The following is a 19814-nucleotide window of genomic DNA, read 5'->3' as shown; positions in this document are numbered from 1 at the left end:
AATCATGTTTTGTCGTGTTTTTTCATCATATTTATTCTCCTTTTGTTGGTCTTTAAAATTTATAGTCGCAATCGTCGCGCACGTCACGGCCAATGAACGTATGGCCATTTCGAGCCATGCCTCGATGGCATAACAAAATAAAAATTAACGGATAATGGCCATGTATCTTGATTTTTTTTTAATTTTGCATACATCATGAGCAAGAGGTTATCATTGGTGGTATTGGTGGTCGCTTTGTTGGCGTCGTGTAGCTATCAAACCCCGAAAAAAGGCCAAAAACGTCACAGAGAGTTCGTCAACGAGGTGACGGTTAAAACCACCCCCGTGAAAAATCAGGGGCAAAGCCCTCTGTGTTGGGCCTATGCCATGGCGGCGACCATTGAGTCTGAGCACCTAATGATGGGCGACTCCGTGGAACTTTCTGTCGATTTTTTCGCGAGAAAACTGATTGAGGACGAGGCGCGTGATTATTTTTTCGCTCACAAGATGGGCGGGATTAGCCTGCGGGGCATGTCGTCCATGCTGCTCAACCTGCTACACGAACACGGCGCTGAGACCTTCGAGGCCTATCACAACGACAGGCCCATCAATTATAACCCGATAGTGAGACGAGCCATAAACATAGCGCGCACGTCAACATCCCTATCGGCGATGAATGGCAGGCTAAACTACATGCTCGACGAAAACATAGGTTTCATGCCAAAACACGTGTTTATGTTGGGCATGGAGTACACGATGGGACAATTTGGCGAGAGCGTTTGCTTGCCTGACGAATATGTTAGTTTGACAAGTTTCACGCATCATCCGTTTGGTAAAAAATTCATTTTGGAAATGCCTGACAACCAAATGCGCGACAGCTTTATGAACGTTCCTATCGACACCCTGATGTTTCGGGTGGAACGTGCCATACGCCGTGGTCATCCAGTTTGTTGGGAGGGAGATATCAGTGAGCCCGGATTCGATTTCCAAAAAGGTGTGGCTCGTCTTTACAACGAGGGCCACAAGCCCACACAGAGAGAGCGACAGCGAGCGTTTGAAAGCCTCAGAACCACCGATGACCACTGCATGACGCTGTGCGGACTGGCCCGGGACAGCAACAATGCCTTGTACTTCTTGGCTAAAAACTCATGGGGAACGGGCAATCCATACGGCGGTTTCATGTACCTGAGCTATAACTATGTCAGACTCAAAACCATAGCTTTCTACATGAGCAAGATAGCGTGGAGAAATTGACAAAGTGGGGGCGAGGCGCATATAAAATGCCATAAAGACGCTCTTTTTTGCTTGGAAAGGCCTATCTTTGCATTGGAATAACAAAACTATAATTATGGGAAAAATAATATTGACTGGCGACAGACCCACCGGAAAATTGCATTTGGGTCACTATGTGGGCAGTCTGCGCCGCCGCGTGCAGCTCCAAGAAGAGGGAGACTACGACCACATGTACGTGTTCATGGCCGATGTGCAGGCCTTGACCGACAATGCCAGCAACCCCGAGAAAATACGGCAAAACATCATAGAGGTAGCCTTGGACTACCTATCGGCTGGGCTCAACCCAGAAAAATGCACGCTCTACATACAGAGTTGCATACCAGAATTGGCCGAGCTGACCACTTACCTGATGAACATTGTAAGCGTGAGCCGCGTGCAACGTAACCCCACCGTCAAGACCGAGGTCAAGATGAGAGGCTTTGAGAGCGGCTCCGTGCCATTGGGATTTTTCTGCTATCCCGTTTCGCAAGCCGCCGACATCGCCGCCTTCAAGGCCACGACCGTGCCAGCCGGCGAGGACCAAGAACCGATGATAGAAATCACCCGCGAATTAGTGAGCCGCTTCAACCAGACCTACGCGCCCGTGCTCGTGGAGCCCACCATCATGCTGCCCGAGAACGCCACGGCTCGACGGCTGCCGGGAACAGACGGCAAGGAGAAGATGAGCAAGAGCCTTGGCAACTGCATCTATCTGTCTGACGACGCGGACACCGTATGGACAAAAGTTAAGAGTATGTACACCGACCCTACGCATCTCAACGTGTCAGACCCCGGACATGTGGAGGGAAATGCCGTGTTCACCTATTTGGACGCTTTCGCCAACGACCAAGACTTCGCTGATTTTTGGCCCGATTTCGCCAATCTTGACGAGCTGAAAGCCGCCTATACGGCTGGTGGCATAGGCGACATGAAATGCAAAAAAATGCTCAACAAGGTTATTAACCGCATGCTCGACCCCATACGCGCCCGTCGACACGAGTACGAGCAAGACATACCCGAAATTTTCAACATACTGAAAAAAGGCTCCGAGCAGGCGCGCCAAGTGGCCGCCAATACCATGGACGAAGTTCGAGCGGCCATGCGTATCAACTATTTTGACGACGCGCAGCTCATCAAGGAGCAAGCCGACAAATACAAAAGTAAAAAATAAAAGGTTCCACGCCAACCTATAAAAATAACAAAATAAAAATCGTCAAGGCAGGTAACGATGCTTATCCGCCTTGACGACCTGTCAAAAAGCGCGTCGCAGGAACGATGGAAAAAACAATTTTCGTTTATTTTTCGCGTTTCATTGTCTTATCCATAAAAAAATATTTACCTTTGCATAAGCAATAGTTAACATCAGCTCTGATAGTTCAATGGATAGAACGGAGGTTTCCTAAACCTTTGATCCGGGTTCGATTCCCGGTCGGAGTACAAAATATGTGTCACTCTATCCGGGTGACACATTTCGTGTGATTGTCAATTGAATACAATCAAATGAAGAGCATAAAACAATAGACTGGGTATTTTTACGTTTTAACAGTAACCCATAATTGTATTATGAATCAAAATAAAATATTCCGTGTATCGAGTTTTCTCGGATGGAGAAAACTTTGTTTATCGTTATTGTTAATAGCTGGCACGGCACATGCACAAGATGGACTTTGGAAGTCGTATCTAAGTTATTACGAGCCAACAGAAATAGAACAGGCCGGCAATAACATACTATATGTGTTGGCGTCAAATGGTTTGTACGCTTATAACAAAACTGACAAAAGCGTACAGATCTACGATAAGATAAACGCGCTAACCGATTGCGGCATCGCTCATATAGCTTGGTGCCAAGCCGCCAAAAGATTAGTCATAGTATACCAAAACAATAACATAGACTTGATGGCTCCAAACGGCAATGTGGTGAACATAGCCGATTATATGAACAAAAGCATGCCAACGGACAAAACAGTGAACGCCGTGGATGTGTTGGGAAAATACGCTTATCTCTCAACTGGTTTTGGAATAGTGAAAATAAACGTGGGTAATGGAACTATAAGCGACACCTATCAACTTGGTTTCAAGGTGGAATACTCATACGTGAAAGATGGTTTCCTGTACGCTGCCAGTCCCTCAAGTGGTCTATATAAGGGAGCACTCACCGACAACCTGCTTGACAAGAACAATTGGAAACACATGGGGCCATACATACGTCGGCCAAAAAATATTGACGCAAACCTTCTCGCCTTGGCGAGAAAAGTGGCACCCGATGGACCTAAATACAACCAATTCGGATTCATGAAAATATATAAAGACCGTATATATACATGTGGAGGTGGATTTACGTCTCTCAATGATCTTAACCGTCCAGGAACAATACAAGTACTTAAAGAAAATAAATGGATCATATACGAAGACAATTTAAAAAATAAAACAGGGCATGATTATGTAGACATGAACTGTATAGACATTGACCCAAGAGACGACAATAGGGTATTTGTCTCTGGAAGAACAGGACTTTACGAGTTTTACAATGGTAAGTTTGTAAAAGAATACACACCTGACAACAGCCCATTAAGAGGGGCACAAACCGTAAATCCCACTAACAAAGACTATAATATCGTACAAGGCATCAAATTTGATTCCGATGCCAATTTATGGGTTTTCAATAGCATGAGTGGCACTACGTCTATACTTAAGTACGACAAAGATAAAAAATGGAGCAACCATCATAAAAAAGAATTGACGCGCGACGGATATTCTTTATCTCGCATGGAAGATCCCATTATAGACAGCAGAGGATATGTGTGGATTGCGAACAACTTCTTTAATTATGCGCAAGCCATCTGTTACAATCCCCAAAAGGATAGCGTGCGCACGTTTGAACAACTTATCAATGAGGATGGAGACAAACTCAAAAACATGTACGTGAGATGCGTGGCAGAAGACAAAGACAAAAATATTTGGATTGGTACAAACATTGGCCCAGTGTATCTAACACCAGACCAAATAACGGTAGAAAATCCAATTGTCACCCAAGTGAAAGTGCCTCGAAACGATGGCACTAACTTAGCTGATTACCTTCTCTCTGGCATAGATATCAACTGCATGGCCATTGACAAATCCAACAGAAAATGGTTTGGTACAAATGGTAACGGCGTATATCTTATCAGCTCCAATAATATCAATCAAATATTGCATTTCACAGATAAAAATAGCAGTTTACTTTCCAACAATATCGAATCTATCGCCATAAACAACAATACAGGAGAAGTGTTTTTTGGAACAAGCAATGGGTTGTGCTCATACATGAGCAATATACGAAATGAAGGCGAAGGCATGACCAAAGAAAATGTCTACGCATACCCCAACCCTGTACGACCAGACTATACAGGTGCCATCACTATTACAGGATTGGATGATGACGCCAATGTAAAGATAGTGGCAGTTAACGGCACATTGGTGAGTGAAGGCAGAACCAAGGGAAATACTTACAAATGGTATGGTATTGACATGAATGGATACCCAGTGGCATCGGGCATGTACATGGTGGAAGTAGCTACACATGATGGAGAAAGGGGAGTGGTATGCAAAATCGCCATCGTGAGATAATTATAGCTTTCACCATCACCCAATTTATAGTGCTATGGATATTTGGTTATACTCCTTATCCCGATAGCGAGGGTTATATTTTTTTGGCTAAAGAATGCGTGGCAAGTGGTGAACCATATCCTATTAGTTGGAAAATGAATGAACTGCCATTCATATGGAACGTGGGAGCTATCAATATAGTTGTATTTTCACTAAAATTTTTCCATACCATTACGCCAGTGTTATGGATATATTGTATCATAAAAGGTGCTACCGCATGGCTCACCTATCAACTATCAAAAAAAATATTTAATGAGCAAATAGGCTATATAACACTAATTCTATACGTTCTCTACCCATCCAATTATGGTGAGGCAACCTCACTATTGAGTGAGCTTCCATCACTCTTTCTCGCCATGTCAGGATTGTGGCTCATAGTGTGCAAAGAAAAAAAATTGCTCGGTGGAGGCATTATAGCCCTGGCCAATTGGGTAAGGCCAATTGGCATTATTTTTTTATTGGCCGCGTGTGTATATAAATGGCGTGCCATGCTCAATACAATAGCTGGCTATTTGCTCGTGGTATGCTTAATAGGTGGGGCTACATACATGCGTACCGGACATTTCATTTACCAAGCCCAAACAGGATGGATGGCTCTTTTGCAATATAGCGTGGACCATACCACTACCACCACCGATGATTGTCTACCTATCGTAGACAAAGCCAATGTAGTGGAGAAAAACACAATTTGGAGAAAAAGATTTTTCTCATGGCTCTATGATCATCCCATCGATTATTTTACACAAATGCCTCGCAAACTTGTCAATACCTATATATCGGACAATGTCAATATGTGCGCTTTCCTTTCTAATAAAAATGAAAGAGCATATCTCTACGATGAATTGAGCATGCGACAACTATTGCGACATTTCCCAAATTATACACCTACACAAACACTTACCATCGTAAACTTAGTTTACTATTACGCTATACTTATCATGTTTGTAATGGGATTATTCTTGATGATAAGAAAAAAGGCTGTCACTGCACTGCTGTTGCCCATGACAATCATTGTCGCCACAACGGCCATGCTGCTACTCCTTGGGCATGGAGAGGCTCGTTTCCATCAATCGCTCATGCCATTTTTTATGATGATAGCGGCGGTGACAATAATGAAAATCTATAAACGTCTCAATAAATCCATTTCAAAACGATAATTCCATTTTCTGCCATCGTTATCCCCACCACTTTATATTATTCTTTTATTTATTTAATATTTAAAAAATATAAGAATAAGATGATGGGGTGTGGATAAGTGCAAAACTTTCATGCTTATTGTTTTGATATTTGTTTATCCCATTGAAATGATAGATTGTGAACAGTAGAGTATGATAATTTTTGTTTGATAATCAAGCATCACGCACATTTATCAACAATAGTGCATAACTATCAATTAGATGTGTATGCACAAACATTGATTGGAAATATTTGTTGAGAACGTGATGACAACCCTTGGAAAAACATGTGGATATGCACTGATTTTGAAAATTTGGCGGGTGGTGTTGATAAGTGGTAAGTTATGAGTAGAGTTATACAATGGGTTACGAACATATTTATAAACAGTCTTCAAATAACAATATGAGTGATATTGCCATATTTGTTATTTGTTTTATTAATTTTGCAATAACATTAAGATTTAAGGCTATGAAAAAAATTATCAATCAGTCTGATTATAAAGAAAACAGATGGAGTGGTGGTATAACAAGAGAATTATTGATACTGCCGCAAGGTAGCAGTCTATCTGAGCGAAACTTTGATATAAGGATTTCCTCGGCTGTAATTAATCTCACGAAAAGTGTTTTTTCTGATTTCACCAATTATAAACGCTACATATTGCCAGTAGAAGGCAGTATTACATTATATATAGATAACAAGGAATATCCACTCAACAGAGATGTTCCTTTTGAGTTTGACGGCAGTGAAAGTGTCTGTTCTCAAAACAGTGTCAATGCCGTGGACTTTAACGTTATTTGTCGTAAAGATTTAAATGTCAATGTAGCTGTGCTTTCAAAAGGTAAAAATAATAAGCAAAATGCTACTTTTATTTTTGCGCTTGAAGATATTGTAATAAATAATATGAAAGTAAATAAGTACAATTCAATCATATTGGATGAGCCATATCAATTTGAGGGAAAGGCTATTGTTGTGGAAAATCTTTTAAAAGGATAAATTGACAATATTATTATTGGTATACAAAAAAAATAAAAATAAGTTGTATTTGTGCATTTCTTAAAAATTTATGGGATGCCATAAATAAAAAAATGGGTATCATTAAAATTGATTATAAAAATTTCTACCGTATGCAATACTAAAAGAAATGTGAAGCGTGTGGGTTATATTGTTGAGCATGACGCATAACAATGCGCTATTGCAGGTTATTTTCCACGCATTTCACGATGGTGTCTGGGTCTATGTCTCGTAAGCAAGCATAGTCTCGACGCATACAGTCTTTGTTTCCGTATATGGAGCATGGCCGGCACGGCATAGGTATCTGTACGGCATTTTCCATTTTTTGGTTCCAACCCATAAAGCCTGCGTAGGGATGCGTGGCACCCCAAATGCTTACCACAGGCGTGCCCACCAAAGAAGCCAAATGCATGTTGGCACTGTCCATGCTGACCATGACATCAAGATGTTTCATCAAGATTAGCTCTTGATCCAAACCGTTAAGAACAGATGATACATTGACGCAATGTTTGTGATTGGCGGCTATGTTGTTGATGATTTTTTTTTCTTGATTTCCGCCCCCAAATAAGAAAATGCGACAAGAAGGGTGTTGACGAATTAGTTTTTCGATAACTTGTATAGTTAAATCGATAGGGTAGGTCTTGGTTTTGTGGGCTGCGAATGGCGCTACGCCTATCCATTGGCTAAATTTTTTCTTCTCTCCGATAATCTCTGGAAGCAATCTCAGATTGGCGTTTTCGTTTGTAAGTATTGATGAGAACGATGGAGTGATAGGATACCCCAATTCCTCAAATACTTTGCAATAATTCTCAAACGTGGTTGGAAGTGGCTTTAATACTTTGTCGCGCATGTTAGTGAGCTGCCTGCGCATGGCTCTGTGTTTCTTGAGATGTGCCACTTTGCACTTATCCAAATTGAATAATATGCGTAGATAATTAGATCTAATCACATTGTGAAGGTCTGCTACGGCAGTGAAGCGTTTGGCCGTTAAACGACGATAAAGTGCGTTAAGCCCATTTATTCCATTGTACTCTTTTTTAATATCGGCTTCCATAAAGCTCACGTTTGGAGCCAAATGATCATAAAACGGACGTGCAAACGGACGTGATAGAAATGTGATTCTCACATGCGGATATTGCTTGGCAACGGCATAAACAATAGGTACCGTCATAGCAACATCACCCAAGGCAGAGAATCTGATGACCAAGATGTGTTCTGTTTTCATAGCGAAGCCACAGAAATAAGAACGTCTTTATTTTTTCTTGTATAGTATGGGGTTGGTGCTTGGGTCGTTATACATTTTCATTTGCCTATAAACTTTCATGTATATTTTTCCCGCCTCAATGTCTTCCAACAGTTGGTCTATGGCCAAACTAAGATCTACTTGCTGTTCCAATAGCACATTGAGTTTATCCGAGCATTTCTGTCGGTGCTCATCTGTGGCATCCTCACGCTCTACCTGTTCGCGCATGTGGTATATCTTCAAGGCCAAAATGGAAAGCCTATCTATGGCCCAAGCAGGGCTCTCGGTGTTGAGGCGAGCTTGTGGTGTGGGATTTATGTCACTGTATTTTTGTCTGAAATAAGAGTCTATTTGTTCCACAAGATCAGTTCGATCTTGATTTGATCGATCTATGCGGCGTTTCAACGACAAGGCTTCTCCCGGATCAATGTGAGGGTCTCGAATGATGTCCTCGAGATGCCATTGCACCGTGTCTATCCAGCATTTCAAGTACAAGCGGTTTTCGATAGAATTGCGCTCGTAAGGATTATTGATGGGTTTGTTAATATCGTTCGTTACGTGATAATCTTCAATCGCCTTGTTGAAGATTTCGTTGCATAGCTTTGTGAATGACATTTTTAGGTATTTAATTTTTTGCAAAGTTAGTAAATGATTTTGAATTTAACAACTTAATAATATATAAAAAGGTAACAAAAAATGCACAGTTATATAGTGTTTGTGCAACTATTATTCAAATTTAGAGCAAAATATTTGCATAATTGGTAAAAAATTTGTTTCTTTGCAGCCGTTTTGTAGTAATTCATTAATTATTAAAAAGTTATAATCATGTCAGAAATTGAAGCAAAAGTTAAGTCTATTATCGTTGATAAGTTAGGTGTTGATGAGTCAGAAGTAAAAGCAGAATCAAGCTTCACCAATGATCTTGGTGCCGATTCATTGGATACTGTTGAGCTCATCATGGAATTTGAGAAAGAGTTTGGCATTTCCATTCCTGACGACAAGGCTGAGACCATCCAGACTGTACAAGACGCTATCAAGTACATCGAGGAGAACGCAAAATAATTAAGCGTCAATTGTTTAGCGTTTTAATTAAGAAACGCTAAACATTTACACTTAAATTTATTTCAATGGAATTAAATAGAGTCGTGGTAACAGGGTTAGGAGCTGTTACGCCAATTGGTAACACACCCGAAGAGATGTGGAAAAACCTTTTAGCGGGAAAAAGCGGTGCCGCACCTATTACCTCGTTTGATACTACCAACTTCAAGACCACCTTTGCTTGTGAGGTGAAAGACCTTAACGTCAATGATTATATTGACCGCAAGGAGTCTCGCAGGATGGATCGTTGCACGCAGCTTGCCATGATAAGTGCTATGCAGGGCGTGAAAGACGCTGGTCTCGACTTGGAAAAAGAAGATAAAAACCGTATTGGCGTTGTCTATGGCATTGGCATTGGCGGTATAAAGACTTTCCAGGAGGAGGTGATGAACTATGGGAAACGCGCCGAAGAGGGCCCAAAGTTTAATCCTTTCTTCATCCCCAAGATGATCTCGGATATAGCCGCTGGCCATATCAGTATTCACTTTGGATTTCATGGCCCCAACTATGTAACCACAAGCGCTTGTGCGTCGTCAACCCATGCACTGGCTGACGCGTTCAATCTTTTGCGTTTGGGCAAGGCAGATGTCATTGTCTCTGGTGGTGCCGAGGCTGCTATTTGTGAGTGTGGCTTAGGCGGGTTTAACGCCATGCATGCGCTCTCAACCCGCAATGACAACCCAGAGGGAGCCAGTAGACCATTTAGTGCCAGCCGAGATGGTTTTGTGATGGGCGAGGGTTCTGGATGCTTGGTGTTGGAAACATTGGAGCATGCCAAGGCTCGTGGTGCCAAAATTTACGCTGAGATAGTGGGTGAGGGAATGAGTGCCGACGCACATCATATTACAGCATCTCACCCTGAAGGGCTCGGCGCCAAATTGGTGATGAGCGAAGCTCTTAAAGACGCAGGTATGACGGTGGAGGATATAGATTATATCAACGTGCACGGAACGTCTACTCCAGTGGGCGATATTTCCGAGGCCAAGGCCATCAAGGACTTGTTCGGAGAGCGTGCGTACGATATTAATATCAGCTCTACTAAAAGTATGACTGGCCATCTCCTTGGAGCAGCTGGAGCTGTGGAGGGTATGGTATGCGTGTTGAGCGTACAAAACGATATTGTTCCGCCAACAATCAATCATGCCGAGGATGACAAAGATCCTGAGCTTGATTACAACATGAACTTCACTTTCAACAAGGCCCAGAAGCGCGAAGTGCGCGCAGCACTGTCAAACACGTTTGGATTTGGTGGCCACAACGCATGTGTAATTTTTAAAAAGTATGCTGAATAGGGTAAGTGTACTTGGAAATATCATTGATAGAATAAAACTCCCGTTCCGCAAGGAAAAGGAGTTTTATTCTTGTTTATATCCTATTTTGGGCTTTTATCCACATGAAATCAGCTATTATAAATTAGCGTTGATGCACAGGAGCGTTACCAAACACAACGACAAAGGCAAACCGTTGAACAATGAGCGATTAGAGTTTTTGGGCGATGCCATCCTTGATGCTGCTGTGGGCGACATTGTCTACCGTCATTTTCCCGGTAAACGCGAGGGTTTCTTGACCAACACTCGTTCTAAGCTCGTGCAGCGGGATACACTCAACAAATTGGCCAAGGAATTGGGAATAAACAGTCTTGTCAAGTCAAGCGGCCAAACCGTAGCCCACAATAGCTACATAGGCGGCAACGCGTTTGAGGCACTTGTAGGGGCCATCTATTTGGATAGAGGTTACGATGCCTGTATGCAATTTATGAAAAAACGCATATTGGCACAAATGATCAACATTGACAGGATGGCCTACAAAGAGATGAATTTCAAGAGCAAGCTCATCGAGTGGAGCCAAAAAAACCGTATAAATCTCTGTTTTGATTTAATTAAAGAAACCAAGGACGACAATGGTAGCCCTATGTTTACATATAGGGTTCAGCTTGAAGACATAGAATGTTGCGAGGGATGTGGATTTTCAAAAAAGGAAAGTCAGCAGAAAGCAAGTAAGCTCACGCTTCAAAAACTCAAGCACGAACCGTGGTTTCTTGACAAAATTTTCGCGGCAAAAACAGATCGGACAAAAATGGAGGAAGAGCCCGTCATGGCCATTCCAAGTGCTGACGATGCCGAGAATTTCTTGAAAATGACTGGCGATCCAGTTGAAATTGTCGAAAATCAAGAAAGCACTTGTAGTGAAATAAGCCTCACTTAGCATGCCATTTTCTTCATTTACCTATTGCTAATCCCCATATTTCGTATCCAGTATTAAAATAACTAAATATTGGTATATTCTCGATAAATTAAGGTACTTTTGTAATCTAAACAGATATATTACAAAACATGAACTTAACTAAGATAGCCGGCAAATTTTTTCTGCCTCGTCAAAAAGAAATTGAGAGACACTATACAGAGCCGGAAGCACTGCAACATGAAGTGCTCAACTATCTGATTAGTAAAGGGAAACAGACAGAATACGGACGTAATCATCTGATGGGAGCCGTGGATAATTATGAAGATTTCCGCGACAGATTGCCTATTTGCACGTACGAAGATTTGAAGAGCGACATTGACCGTATGCGTCATGGAGATGAGGATGTGTTGTGGCCAGGCCAAACAAGGTGGTACGCCAAGTCGTCCGGAACCACCAACGACAAATCTAAATTTATACCAATATCTCCGGAAGGACTCAAAAACATACACTACAAAGGCGGCGCTGACGTGGTGGCGCTGTACTTGAGAAACCACCCCGATAGCCGTATTTTTGACGGCAAGTCACTTATTCTTGGTGGGAGCCACTCACCCAACTACGACCAAAACGGCTCGTTGGTGGGCGATTTGAGTGCTATTCTTATAGAGAATATCAATCCGATAGTCAATTTTTTCCGAGTACCAAAGAAAAAAACGGCGTTGCTCTCTGATTTCGAAGTAAAGAGGGATCGTATCGCCAAAGAATGCATGGGCAAAAATGTCACTAACATCTCGGGTGTCCCATCGTGGATGTTGAGTGTCTTGGTGCGCATTTTGGAACTTTCAGGTAAGCAACACTTGGAAGAGGTTTGGCCCAATTTGGAGGTGTTTTTTCATGGTGGCATAACTTTTACGCCTTATCGCAACCAATACGAGAGCCTCATAACATCGGCTAATATGCGCTACATGGAGACTTACAATGCCTCTGAAGGTTTCTTTGGCATACAAGATGACCCATCAGATAAGTCAATGCTCTTAATGCTCGACTACGATGTTTTCTATGAGTTTATACCTCTCGAGGATATTGGCAGTGACAACCCTCACATCGTTCCTTTGGAGGCCGTCGAACTTGAGCGCAACTATGCGATGGTAATAACCACCTCGTGCGGATTGTGGCGATACATGATAGGCGACACCGTGAAGTTCACATCCAAGAAACCTTACAAATTCTTGATAACCGGACGCACCAAATATTTCATCAATGCCTTTGGTGAAGAGCTTATCATGGACAATGCCGAGAAAGCCTTAGCATACGCTTGCGAGCACAGTGGCGCACAGATAAGCGAGTATACCGCCGCGCCCGTTTATATGGATATGCATGCCAAATGCCGTCATCAGTGGCTCATAGAGTTTACAAAAGACCCGGATAGCATGGATCATTTTGCCAGACTGCTTGACCAAAAGCTCCAGCAAATCAATTCTGACTATGAGGCCAAGCGGTCGCACGACGTTACCTTGCAACACTTGGAAGTGGTCAAGGCACGTCAAAATCTCTTTAACGATTGGCTCAAGTCCAAACAGAAATTGGGCGGACAGCACAAGGTGCCACGCCTTAGTAATTCCAGAAAAAACATGGAGGAGCTGTTGGAGATGAACCAATGACCCAAACTCCTCAATGGCTTTCGCATGATGATAAGGCACTGTACGTTCAACCATATAAATGCGTTTGCCTATCAATATAAATGCGTTTGCCCATCAATCTGCGTTAACCGTCCATTTAAATAAGCGATAAAGATGACAAGAACATTCCTCCATAAAGTGCCCGGCATCGTTTCTCCTTACTCGGTATGGAGAGCTTTCAGTATGTTATTGGTATTGTTTGGAGCCTTGTTCTTATTGGTATCTTGCGCTAAAATGGGAAGTCCGGATGGGGGATGGTACGATGAGACACCGCCCAAGGTTATAGGGGCCACACCTATGGACAAGGGAACTAACGTGAATAGTCGCCGCATCATCATCCGCTTTAACGAGTATATCACCATTGACAATCCCACTCAAAATGTTGTTGTGTCACCCCCACAAATGGAGATGCCAGAGATTAGGGGGCAGGGCAAACGCATCTCCGTCCATCTTTTAGATTCGCTCAAGCCCAACACCACGTACACCGTGGACTTCTCCAATGCCATTAAGGACAACAACGAGGGTAACCCGCTTGGCAACTACACATACAGTTTCTCCACAGGAGACCATATAGACACCATGGAAGTGTCTGGCTATGTGTTGCAAGCCGACAACTTGGAGCCTATCCAAGGCATGCTCGTAGGCTTGTATAGCAATCTCTCAGATACCATTTTCAAGAAAAAACCCATGTTGCGTGTCTCACGAACCGACTCGCGAGGGCATTTCGTCATTAAAGGCATAGCACCCGGTAAATATCGCGTATACGGTCTTCAGGACGCTGATGGAGACTATGTTTTTGGCCAAAAAAGCGAGATGATAGCGTTCAATCACGATATTATTGAGCCATCGCTCAAACCAGACACACGACAAGACACTACTTGGATAGATAGCTTGCATATCAAAAACATCGAGCGCGTGAATTACACTCACTACCTGCCCGATGATATATGCCTGCGCGCTTTCAATGAAAAAAACACTAACAGATACCTGCTTAAAAGTGAGCGTAAAGAGCCCACGCACTTCACATTGTATTATAGTAGTGGCTCGGACACGCTGCCACAGTTGCGTGGACTCAATTTTAACGTGGACAACGCGTTTGTGATAGATGCTACCCCCGCCAACGATACGATCAACTATTGGCTTCGAGACACGGCATTGGTCAATGCCGACACGTTGAGCGTGGAGATTAAACATCATATCACCGACACCCTTGGCGTGCTGCGTCTGCGTACAGATACCATCACGTTGCTCTCCAAACAGCCTTATGCCAAGCGTATTAAGGAACGACAAAAAGCTTTTGACACATGGCAAAAAGCGCAAGAAAAAAAGAAGAAAAAAGGTGAGCCTTACGATACCGTCATGCCAAAGGAGCAGCTCAAATTGACAATATCTCCATCTGGAGAGATGGATCCAGACCAAAATGTCAATATACTGTCAGACGTTCCTTTGCTTGAGGTAGACACTGCCATGCTGCACCTTTACAGCAAACCCGAGGGCGACACGCTATGGTATCGAGAACCTTACGAAATGTCGAGGCGCACGCCTCTAAACTATGTCGTCAAGGCATCGTGGCGGCCTGGCAGCGAGTACAGCTTTGAGGCTGACAGCACCGCCTTTAAAAACATTTACGGATTGGCGAGCAATCGTTTAAAACAAGGTTTTAAAGTACGCGCCAATGACTCTTACGCCACACTCTTGGTAACACTCAATGGAATGACAGAAAAACATGTCATAGGACAGTTGATAGATGGCTCTGACAAAGTGGTGAAACAAGCGTTCACGTCAAACGGCCAATTGGAATTTTACTATCTTAGAGAGGGAAAATATTACATGCGTCTCATAGTTGATGCCAACAATAATGGCATTTGGGACACAGGTAGTTATGATGATAACATACAGCCAGAGGAGGTTTACTATTATCCCGAGGAGATAGAGTGTAAAGCTAAATGGGATGTAACCAGAACGTGGAATCCTACGTCTATAGAATTGTATAGACAAAAACCAAATGCCATCACTAAGCAGAAGGGGGAGAAGGAGAGAACCATTAAACACCGAAATTTGGAGCGTGCAAAAAAACTTGGTAAAGAGTACATTCCAAAATTATAAGTAAGGTGTTTTTCATTAATAGCCATCAGGCAGTTTCTTTTTTATTTGCCAGAGTGTGTTGTCTTTAAAAAGGAGTGAATACGTATGTGCTACACTACTGATGAAAGACAGCAGATTGACTAAAAAACACATACGATGGATGCGAAGTGAAATGGAAAAAATATGTAGATCAATTGTACGTTTTATTATGAACACTTACTTAAATAGAATGAAGAAATTTCTTAAAATCATACTGATGACATTTTTTTTCGTCATCGGCCATGTATCAGCCAATGCCCAGTGCAGTTTTCAGAACACCGCTTTCAAATCAGGAGAACACCTTTCATACAATCTTTATTTCAATTGGAAGTTTGTTTGGGTCAAAGCTGGTACAGCCACTTTCTCCACGGTACGGAGTGTCTACAACGGCCAGCCAGCCTATAGAGGAAGCCTGATCACGCGTGGCAGCCGAAGGGTGGACAAGGTTTTTATGTTGCGCGACACGCTGCTTTGCTACAACAGTCTGAGACTTGAGCCACTCTATTATCGCAAAGGTGCGACAGAAGGCTCGCGCTATACGGTAGATGAGGTGTTTTATTCATATCCCAATGGAAAGTGCAATACCAAGCAGCACAGGCAGCGACATGATGGCACACACACATGGAACAAATATGTGTACAACGAGTGCGTGTTTGACATGATGAACATTTTCATGCGTGCTCGTTCATTTAGCATTGATGGTTGGAAGCGAGGCAGGGATGTCAATTTCCGTATGGTGGATGGTAGCACGAGCTATCCGGCTAAACTAAGGTACGAGGGCAAACGAAAAGTGAAAACAGATGATGGCCATATATATCGATGTTTGAAGTTGAGTTATATGGATAACGAGAGTGGTAAGGGTTATAAAAAGATAGTGGATTTTTATGTCACCGACGACGCTAACCATGTGCCTGTGATGCTCGACATGCACTTACGCTTTGGATCTGCCAAGGCATATATGGTCAATATGCGTGGCCTGCGAGGCCCTGTGGGCGCACTGTTGAAATAATGTAGGGGTATCTTTGTTAGGCTATGACAGTCTCTGTTTGATGATTTTCATGTATAGCTCATCGGGAAAATCCAATAATCATGACATGATACGAGAGGCCACATCCACTCTATGCGCCTCTGTACGATTGATATTTTTCGTCAACAGGAATAATATATCATAGTGCATAAACCCTTGGCAAAGATGCTTCAAAAGCGTCTATGAAAACAATCTTATGGAGGCATGTTTATTTTCTCATAGCTTTACCCGTATTTGCACTTCTAAGTCGGTTATGTTTTTACCCTCCACAGTTTGTAGTCCACTACCCATTTTCGTGACATCGAAATGATGCGTGGTACCCAATTTGGCCATCACCATGACGCTCTGGCCGATGTTCGTGCGCGCACTCAATGCCACACGCATGCCTTGACCAAAAAATGCCGGGAATGACAATGTGTACAGCATGCCCCTTTCGTACACGTAGATACGTGATCGAAAATCGTCCGTGTGGAAATACCCCACCTGAGCGTTCAGTTTAAGCCATTGTTGGTTTAAGCTGACATTTTCGGTCAGCATATAGCCGAAACTACTGTCCTTAAACCTCGTATAGCTCATGTCGGCTTGTGTGCGTGCGGTCCAATGGGGTCCAGTATGGGTCACAGCCAAGCGTCCACGATGCTCATAGCACATGAGCAGCGATGTTTTTTCGGTATTGTCGTGCTCACGCGCTTTTAACCGGTAGCGCCCTAAGAAACTGAGTGACCCGTGCTCGTAGGTGGCCTGGACAAAATGGTCAAAGCTGCGTGAAGACTGGCTCGCTTGGTATTTGGGCCAAGCAAAATAGGCCATATCTGTGTAAAATGTCATCAAGAGGTGTCTCATGGGCATCCAGTTGCCACCAATGTATAAGCCGCTCTCATTGTTCACAGCCCTCCCCTCGGTAAAACTCTCGCCAAAAATGGCCTCGTATTGATAAGGATAAAATCGCTGAAGGGCTGTGAGCGAAAGGTTGTTTAGCAGTTGGTAACTTATGCTGTTGATGGTGGCGATTGCTCCCCGGTTGCCTGTCGCAGTCTCGCCTGCTATGTTGAGGCGTCCAGACACGTAGCCATAATCTACGCTCATGTTCCAAAACGATTTACCACTTGGGTACCATCTTCGAAAACGTTGCGACGTGTTGGGGCGCAAATCACGGTTGAAGGCAGTGCGCAACGCGGTGATGCCAACGTGAAAACCGTTTCGAAAGAAATTCAGATTGCCACCTATTGTTGTCTGCGAAGTGTTGCGACGGCGTCGCATCTCGCTGGGTGTGCGGTGATAACCCGTGGTGAGCAGCGAGGCCACCGAGATTGAATCTGCGTTGAGCGTGGCGTCTACACGTCGCCACGAGACAAAGGCTGACATGTCGAGTCCACGCGAGAGGGTCACGGTGGCTGCCACCCCTTGCAGATAGTTGGCTTCTAATCGACTGCTGTGCGCCATAATACGGTTAGTGTTTCGCCCAATTGTGGCTAACGTGTTGATTTTGCCAAGTCCAAATGAATTGTTCATCACTAACCCCATTCCAAATCGCAGTCGATACCTTCCCACTACCAACTTGCGAAACCTGCCCACGTTTGATAGCAGTGCGTAAGCTGAATAGAAATCGTAGCCAATGGCGTTTTGGCCAGCGAAAAATGGTTCGCCGGCATCTTGTGAGGCCACAAAACCTGCTTTGACGTGCTGACCGGCATGGAAAGTGTAGCGCAACCAGTGCTTATACTTGTAACCCAAATATCCATTGCGGTCGCCCTTTCGCTCATAAAACGGTATCTTGATGGCACCTACCATCTCGTGCTGGCCGTATTTCAAGATGTTTCTGAGCGAGGGTAGGGAGTCGCGAGCCACCTCGGGCACTATCGTGACAAATTGCATGAGCATGTCTACGTCTGTACGTTCCAAAGAGGATATCATGCGAAGCTCTATAGGAGACTCGATGAGCCCCACCTTGTCGCGATACTCCATGATGTCCATTATTTGTTGATTGGATAAGAAGGGCAAGCGGTTCAGGTCCTCGCGCGTGCATCGGTTCAGGTCCATTTTGTTGGCCGCTATGCTTTGCAGCTCCTCGATGGTTTGTTCCCAGCTACCCGATTCTATGTCTTCCATCTGTCCCATGCGGTTAAGATATTCTTCCCACGAGCCAATGTCTTGGGCGTAAGACACAAGGGATAGCAGCGTGAGAAACAACGCGATGAATACTTTTTGCATAGATTGGTATTAAGGTTAGACATTTCAAAAGTAATCATTTGCCTGATAATATCCAACGAATGCTCTTGTTAAATGTCCAAATACATCATTTTTAGTTTACTTTGCTTTGTATTTTTTTAATTGAAATCTCTTTGCCATTGACCAAATAGATTGTAATTTTGCCAGTGAGATGAGAATTATTTTGTCTTTATTTCTGCTCGTGGCCATGTCTACGTCAGGCTTCGCTCAGACAGACAGGCCTGGTCATGTCAACCCGGAGGATCGTGAGGTTGACATGGACAATCCCACTTTTGTGCCTATGATGAGAGTGGGAAAGGTGAAGATTGGTGGCGACTCCATTCAATACATGGAGATGAATGATATATGGGTTTTTGCCGAGCCTACATTCAAGAACGCACGCCAACGCGCCGCTTACAATCGTTTGGTTTACAACGTGAAAAAGGTGTTGCCTATTGCTAAGGAGGTAAATCGTATCATTATAGAGACGGGTGATTATCTCGAGACGTTGCCTAACAAGAAAGCTCGAGACGAGCACATGAAGCTTGTGGAGCGTAGCATTAAGAAAGAATATACGCCACGCATGAAAAAACTGACCTACAGCCAAGGCAAACTTCTCATCAGGCTTGTCTACCGTGAGTGCAACAGCTCGAGTTATGAACTCATCAACGGATTTCTCGGACCAATCAGAGCGGGATTTTATCAAGCTTTCGCATGGGTGTTTGGCGCAAGCTTGAAAAAGCAATACGATCCCAATGGCGTGGACCGGCTAACGGAGCGCATAGTGTTGCAGGTGGAGGCGGGGCAGTTGTAGTTTACGATTAACAATATATAAATTTGGAATTTGCAAAATGTTGCGTGCTAAAATGTTTTGACAAAGCATAAAACGGGTGATGATGTGTCTCGCCAAGTATAGTTTTTTTTACTCATACCTCTCCATTTGCCAGTACAATTTTAAATTATTATTCCAAATTTATAACAAAATATACTTATTTTTATAAAAACTACAGCATTTAAGGGTATTGTATTGGAATTTTTCCTAAATTTGCAAAAAATAAAATTCATATAAATTTTTTTATTGCTGTCCGGTAAAACTTTATTAAACAAAATAATTTAGGGCTGACACTTCTCACGAGGTGTCAGCCCTTTTGGTTATCTTTGTTTTTACTAA

At 43.2% G+C, this 19814-nt stretch carries 15 protein-coding genes and 1 tRNA gene; 13 read left to right on the top strand and 3 right to left on the bottom strand.

Features of this window, described 5'->3' with window-relative positions; translation table 11 throughout:
- The first annotated feature begins 195 nt into the window (after positions 1–195).
- From C7379_RS01960 to C7379_RS01935, 6 genes are all read left to right on the top strand, one after another.
- The gene (locus tag C7379_RS01960; protein WP_116615772.1) at positions 196–1233 is read left to right on the top strand and encodes a C1 family peptidase; all 1038 of its coding nucleotides are present in this window, start codon (positions 196–198) and stop codon (positions 1231–1233) included.
- Between the two features lie 94 nt (positions 1234–1327).
- Complete coding sequence (trpS, locus tag C7379_RS01955; RefSeq protein WP_116615771.1) at positions 1328–2422, top strand: tryptophan--tRNA ligase; 1095 nt, start codon at positions 1328–1330, stop codon at positions 2420–2422.
- A gap of 194 nt (positions 2423–2616) precedes the next feature.
- Positions 2617–2688: transfer RNA gene (locus C7379_RS01950), tRNA-Arg, on the top strand.
- A 126-nt stretch (positions 2689–2814) separates the two neighbouring features.
- Positions 2815–4857 (top strand): type IX secretion system anionic LPS delivery protein PorZ, encoded by a 2043-nt coding sequence (gene porZ / locus C7379_RS01945; protein ID WP_116615770.1) that lies wholly within the window; start codon positions 2815–2817, stop codon positions 4855–4857.
- Positions 4833–6053 carry a hypothetical protein gene (locus C7379_RS01940; protein WP_116615769.1) on the top strand — a complete coding sequence of 407 codons (1221 nt, stop codon included), beginning with the start codon at positions 4833–4835 and terminating at the stop codon, positions 6051–6053. The genes porZ and C7379_RS01940 overlap by 25 nt, the downstream gene beginning before the upstream one ends.
- Positions 6054–6540: 487 nt before the next feature.
- Positions 6541–7065 (top strand): HutD family protein, encoded by a 525-nt coding sequence (locus C7379_RS01935; RefSeq protein ID WP_116615768.1) that lies wholly within the window; start codon positions 6541–6543, stop codon positions 7063–7065.
- A 196-nt stretch (positions 7066–7261) separates the two neighbouring features.
- Here C7379_RS01935 and C7379_RS01930 read toward each other — a convergent pair whose 3' ends face one another.
- Complete coding sequence (locus tag C7379_RS01930; RefSeq protein ID WP_116615767.1) at positions 7262–8308, bottom strand: glycosyltransferase family 9 protein; 1047 nt, start codon at positions 8306–8308, stop codon at positions 7262–7264.
- A 27-nt stretch (positions 8309–8335) separates the two neighbouring features.
- Positions 8336–8941 carry a DUF4254 domain-containing protein gene (locus C7379_RS01925; RefSeq protein WP_116615766.1) on the bottom strand — a complete coding sequence of 202 codons (606 nt, stop codon included), beginning with the start codon at positions 8939–8941 and terminating at the stop codon, positions 8336–8338.
- Positions 8942–9151: 210 nt separating this feature from the next.
- Here C7379_RS01925 and C7379_RS01920 point away from each other — a divergent pair, with 210 nt between their 5' ends.
- From C7379_RS01920 to C7379_RS01895, 6 genes are all read left to right on the top strand, one after another.
- Entirely contained in the window at positions 9152–9388 is a 237-nt protein-coding gene (locus C7379_RS01920) for an acyl carrier protein (protein ID WP_036893036.1), read from the top strand.
- Positions 9389–9453: 65 nt separating this feature from the next.
- A complete protein-coding gene (gene fabF / locus C7379_RS01915) occupies positions 9454–10716 on the top strand; it encodes a beta-ketoacyl-ACP synthase II (RefSeq protein ID WP_116615765.1) in 1263 nt (420 codons plus the stop codon).
- Complete coding sequence (rnc, locus tag C7379_RS01910; RefSeq protein ID WP_116615764.1) at positions 10706–11629, top strand: ribonuclease III; 924 nt, start codon at positions 10706–10708, stop codon at positions 11627–11629. Before fabF ends, rnc begins: the two co-directional genes overlap by 11 nt.
- Positions 11630–11757: 128 nt before the next feature.
- Positions 11758–13266, top strand: coding sequence for a GH3 auxin-responsive promoter family protein (locus C7379_RS01905; protein ID WP_116615763.1), 1509 nt, complete (start codon positions 11758–11760; stop codon positions 13264–13266).
- A 201-nt stretch (positions 13267–13467) separates the two neighbouring features.
- Positions 13468–15390, top strand: coding sequence for an Ig-like domain-containing protein (locus tag C7379_RS01900; RefSeq protein ID WP_243406688.1), 1923 nt, complete (start codon positions 13468–13470; stop codon positions 15388–15390).
- A 235-nt stretch (positions 15391–15625) separates the two neighbouring features.
- The gene (locus C7379_RS01895) at positions 15626–16417 is read left to right on the top strand and encodes a DUF3108 domain-containing protein (protein WP_243406679.1); all 792 of its coding nucleotides are present in this window, start codon (positions 15626–15628) and stop codon (positions 16415–16417) included.
- 234 nt (positions 16418–16651) lie between these two features.
- Here C7379_RS01895 and C7379_RS01890 read toward each other — a convergent pair whose 3' ends face one another.
- Positions 16652–18646, bottom strand: coding sequence for a ComEA family DNA-binding protein (locus C7379_RS01890; RefSeq protein ID WP_165815003.1), 1995 nt, complete (start codon positions 18644–18646; stop codon positions 16652–16654).
- 169 nt (positions 18647–18815) lie between these two features.
- Between C7379_RS01890 and C7379_RS01885 the strand changes: the two genes are divergently transcribed.
- On the top strand, positions 18816–19457 hold the full coding sequence (locus C7379_RS01885) for a DUF4294 domain-containing protein (RefSeq protein WP_116615760.1): 642 nt from the start codon (positions 18816–18818) through the stop codon (positions 19455–19457).
- Positions 19458–19814 lie beyond the last annotated feature (357 nt).

The organism is Hallella colorans, assembly GCF_003096815.1.
Taxonomy (GTDB): Bacteria; Bacteroidota; Bacteroidia; order Bacteroidales; family Bacteroidaceae; genus Prevotella; species Prevotella colorans.
Note: the sequence above shows the minus strand (reverse complement) of the source record. Positions and strands in the feature narration are given on the sequence as shown.

Excerpts from the sequence above, each read along its gene's own strand:
- C7379_RS01960 (WP_116615772.1), top strand. The coding sequence starts at position 196 with ATGAGCAAGAGGTTATCATTGGTGGTATTGGTGGTCGCTTTGTTGGCG.
- trpS (WP_116615771.1), top strand. The coding sequence starts at position 1,328 with ATGGGAAAAATAATATTGACTGGCGACAGACCCACCGGAAAATTGCAT.
- porZ (WP_116615770.1), top strand. The coding sequence starts at position 2,815 with ATGAATCAAAATAAAATATTCCGTGTATCGAGTTTTCTCGGATGGAGA.
- C7379_RS01940 (WP_116615769.1), top strand. The coding sequence starts at position 4,833 with ATGCAAAATCGCCATCGTGAGATAATTATAGCTTTCACCATCACCCAA.
- C7379_RS01935 (WP_116615768.1), top strand. The coding sequence starts at position 6,541 with ATGAAAAAAATTATCAATCAGTCTGATTATAAAGAAAACAGATGGAGT.
- C7379_RS01930 (WP_116615767.1), bottom strand. The coding sequence starts at position 8,308 with ATGAAAACAGAACACATCTTGGTCATCAGATTCTCTGCCTTGGGTGAT.
- C7379_RS01925 (WP_116615766.1), bottom strand. The coding sequence starts at position 8,941 with ATGTCATTCACAAAGCTATGCAACGAAATCTTCAACAAGGCGATTGAA.
- C7379_RS01920 (WP_036893036.1), top strand. The coding sequence starts at position 9,152 with ATGTCAGAAATTGAAGCAAAAGTTAAGTCTATTATCGTTGATAAGTTA.
- fabF (WP_116615765.1), top strand. The coding sequence starts at position 9,454 with ATGGAATTAAATAGAGTCGTGGTAACAGGGTTAGGAGCTGTTACGCCA.
- rnc (WP_116615764.1), top strand. The coding sequence starts at position 10,706 with ATGCTGAATAGGGTAAGTGTACTTGGAAATATCATTGATAGAATAAAA.
- C7379_RS01905 (WP_116615763.1), top strand. The coding sequence starts at position 11,758 with ATGAACTTAACTAAGATAGCCGGCAAATTTTTTCTGCCTCGTCAAAAA.
- C7379_RS01900 (WP_243406688.1), top strand. The coding sequence starts at position 13,468 with ATGTTATTGGTATTGTTTGGAGCCTTGTTCTTATTGGTATCTTGCGCT.
- C7379_RS01895 (WP_243406679.1), top strand. The coding sequence starts at position 15,626 with ATGACATTTTTTTTCGTCATCGGCCATGTATCAGCCAATGCCCAGTGC.
- C7379_RS01890 (WP_165815003.1), bottom strand. The coding sequence starts at position 18,646 with ATGCAAAAAGTATTCATCGCGTTGTTTCTCACGCTGCTATCCCTTGTG.
- C7379_RS01885 (WP_116615760.1), top strand. The coding sequence starts at position 18,816 with ATGAGAATTATTTTGTCTTTATTTCTGCTCGTGGCCATGTCTACGTCA.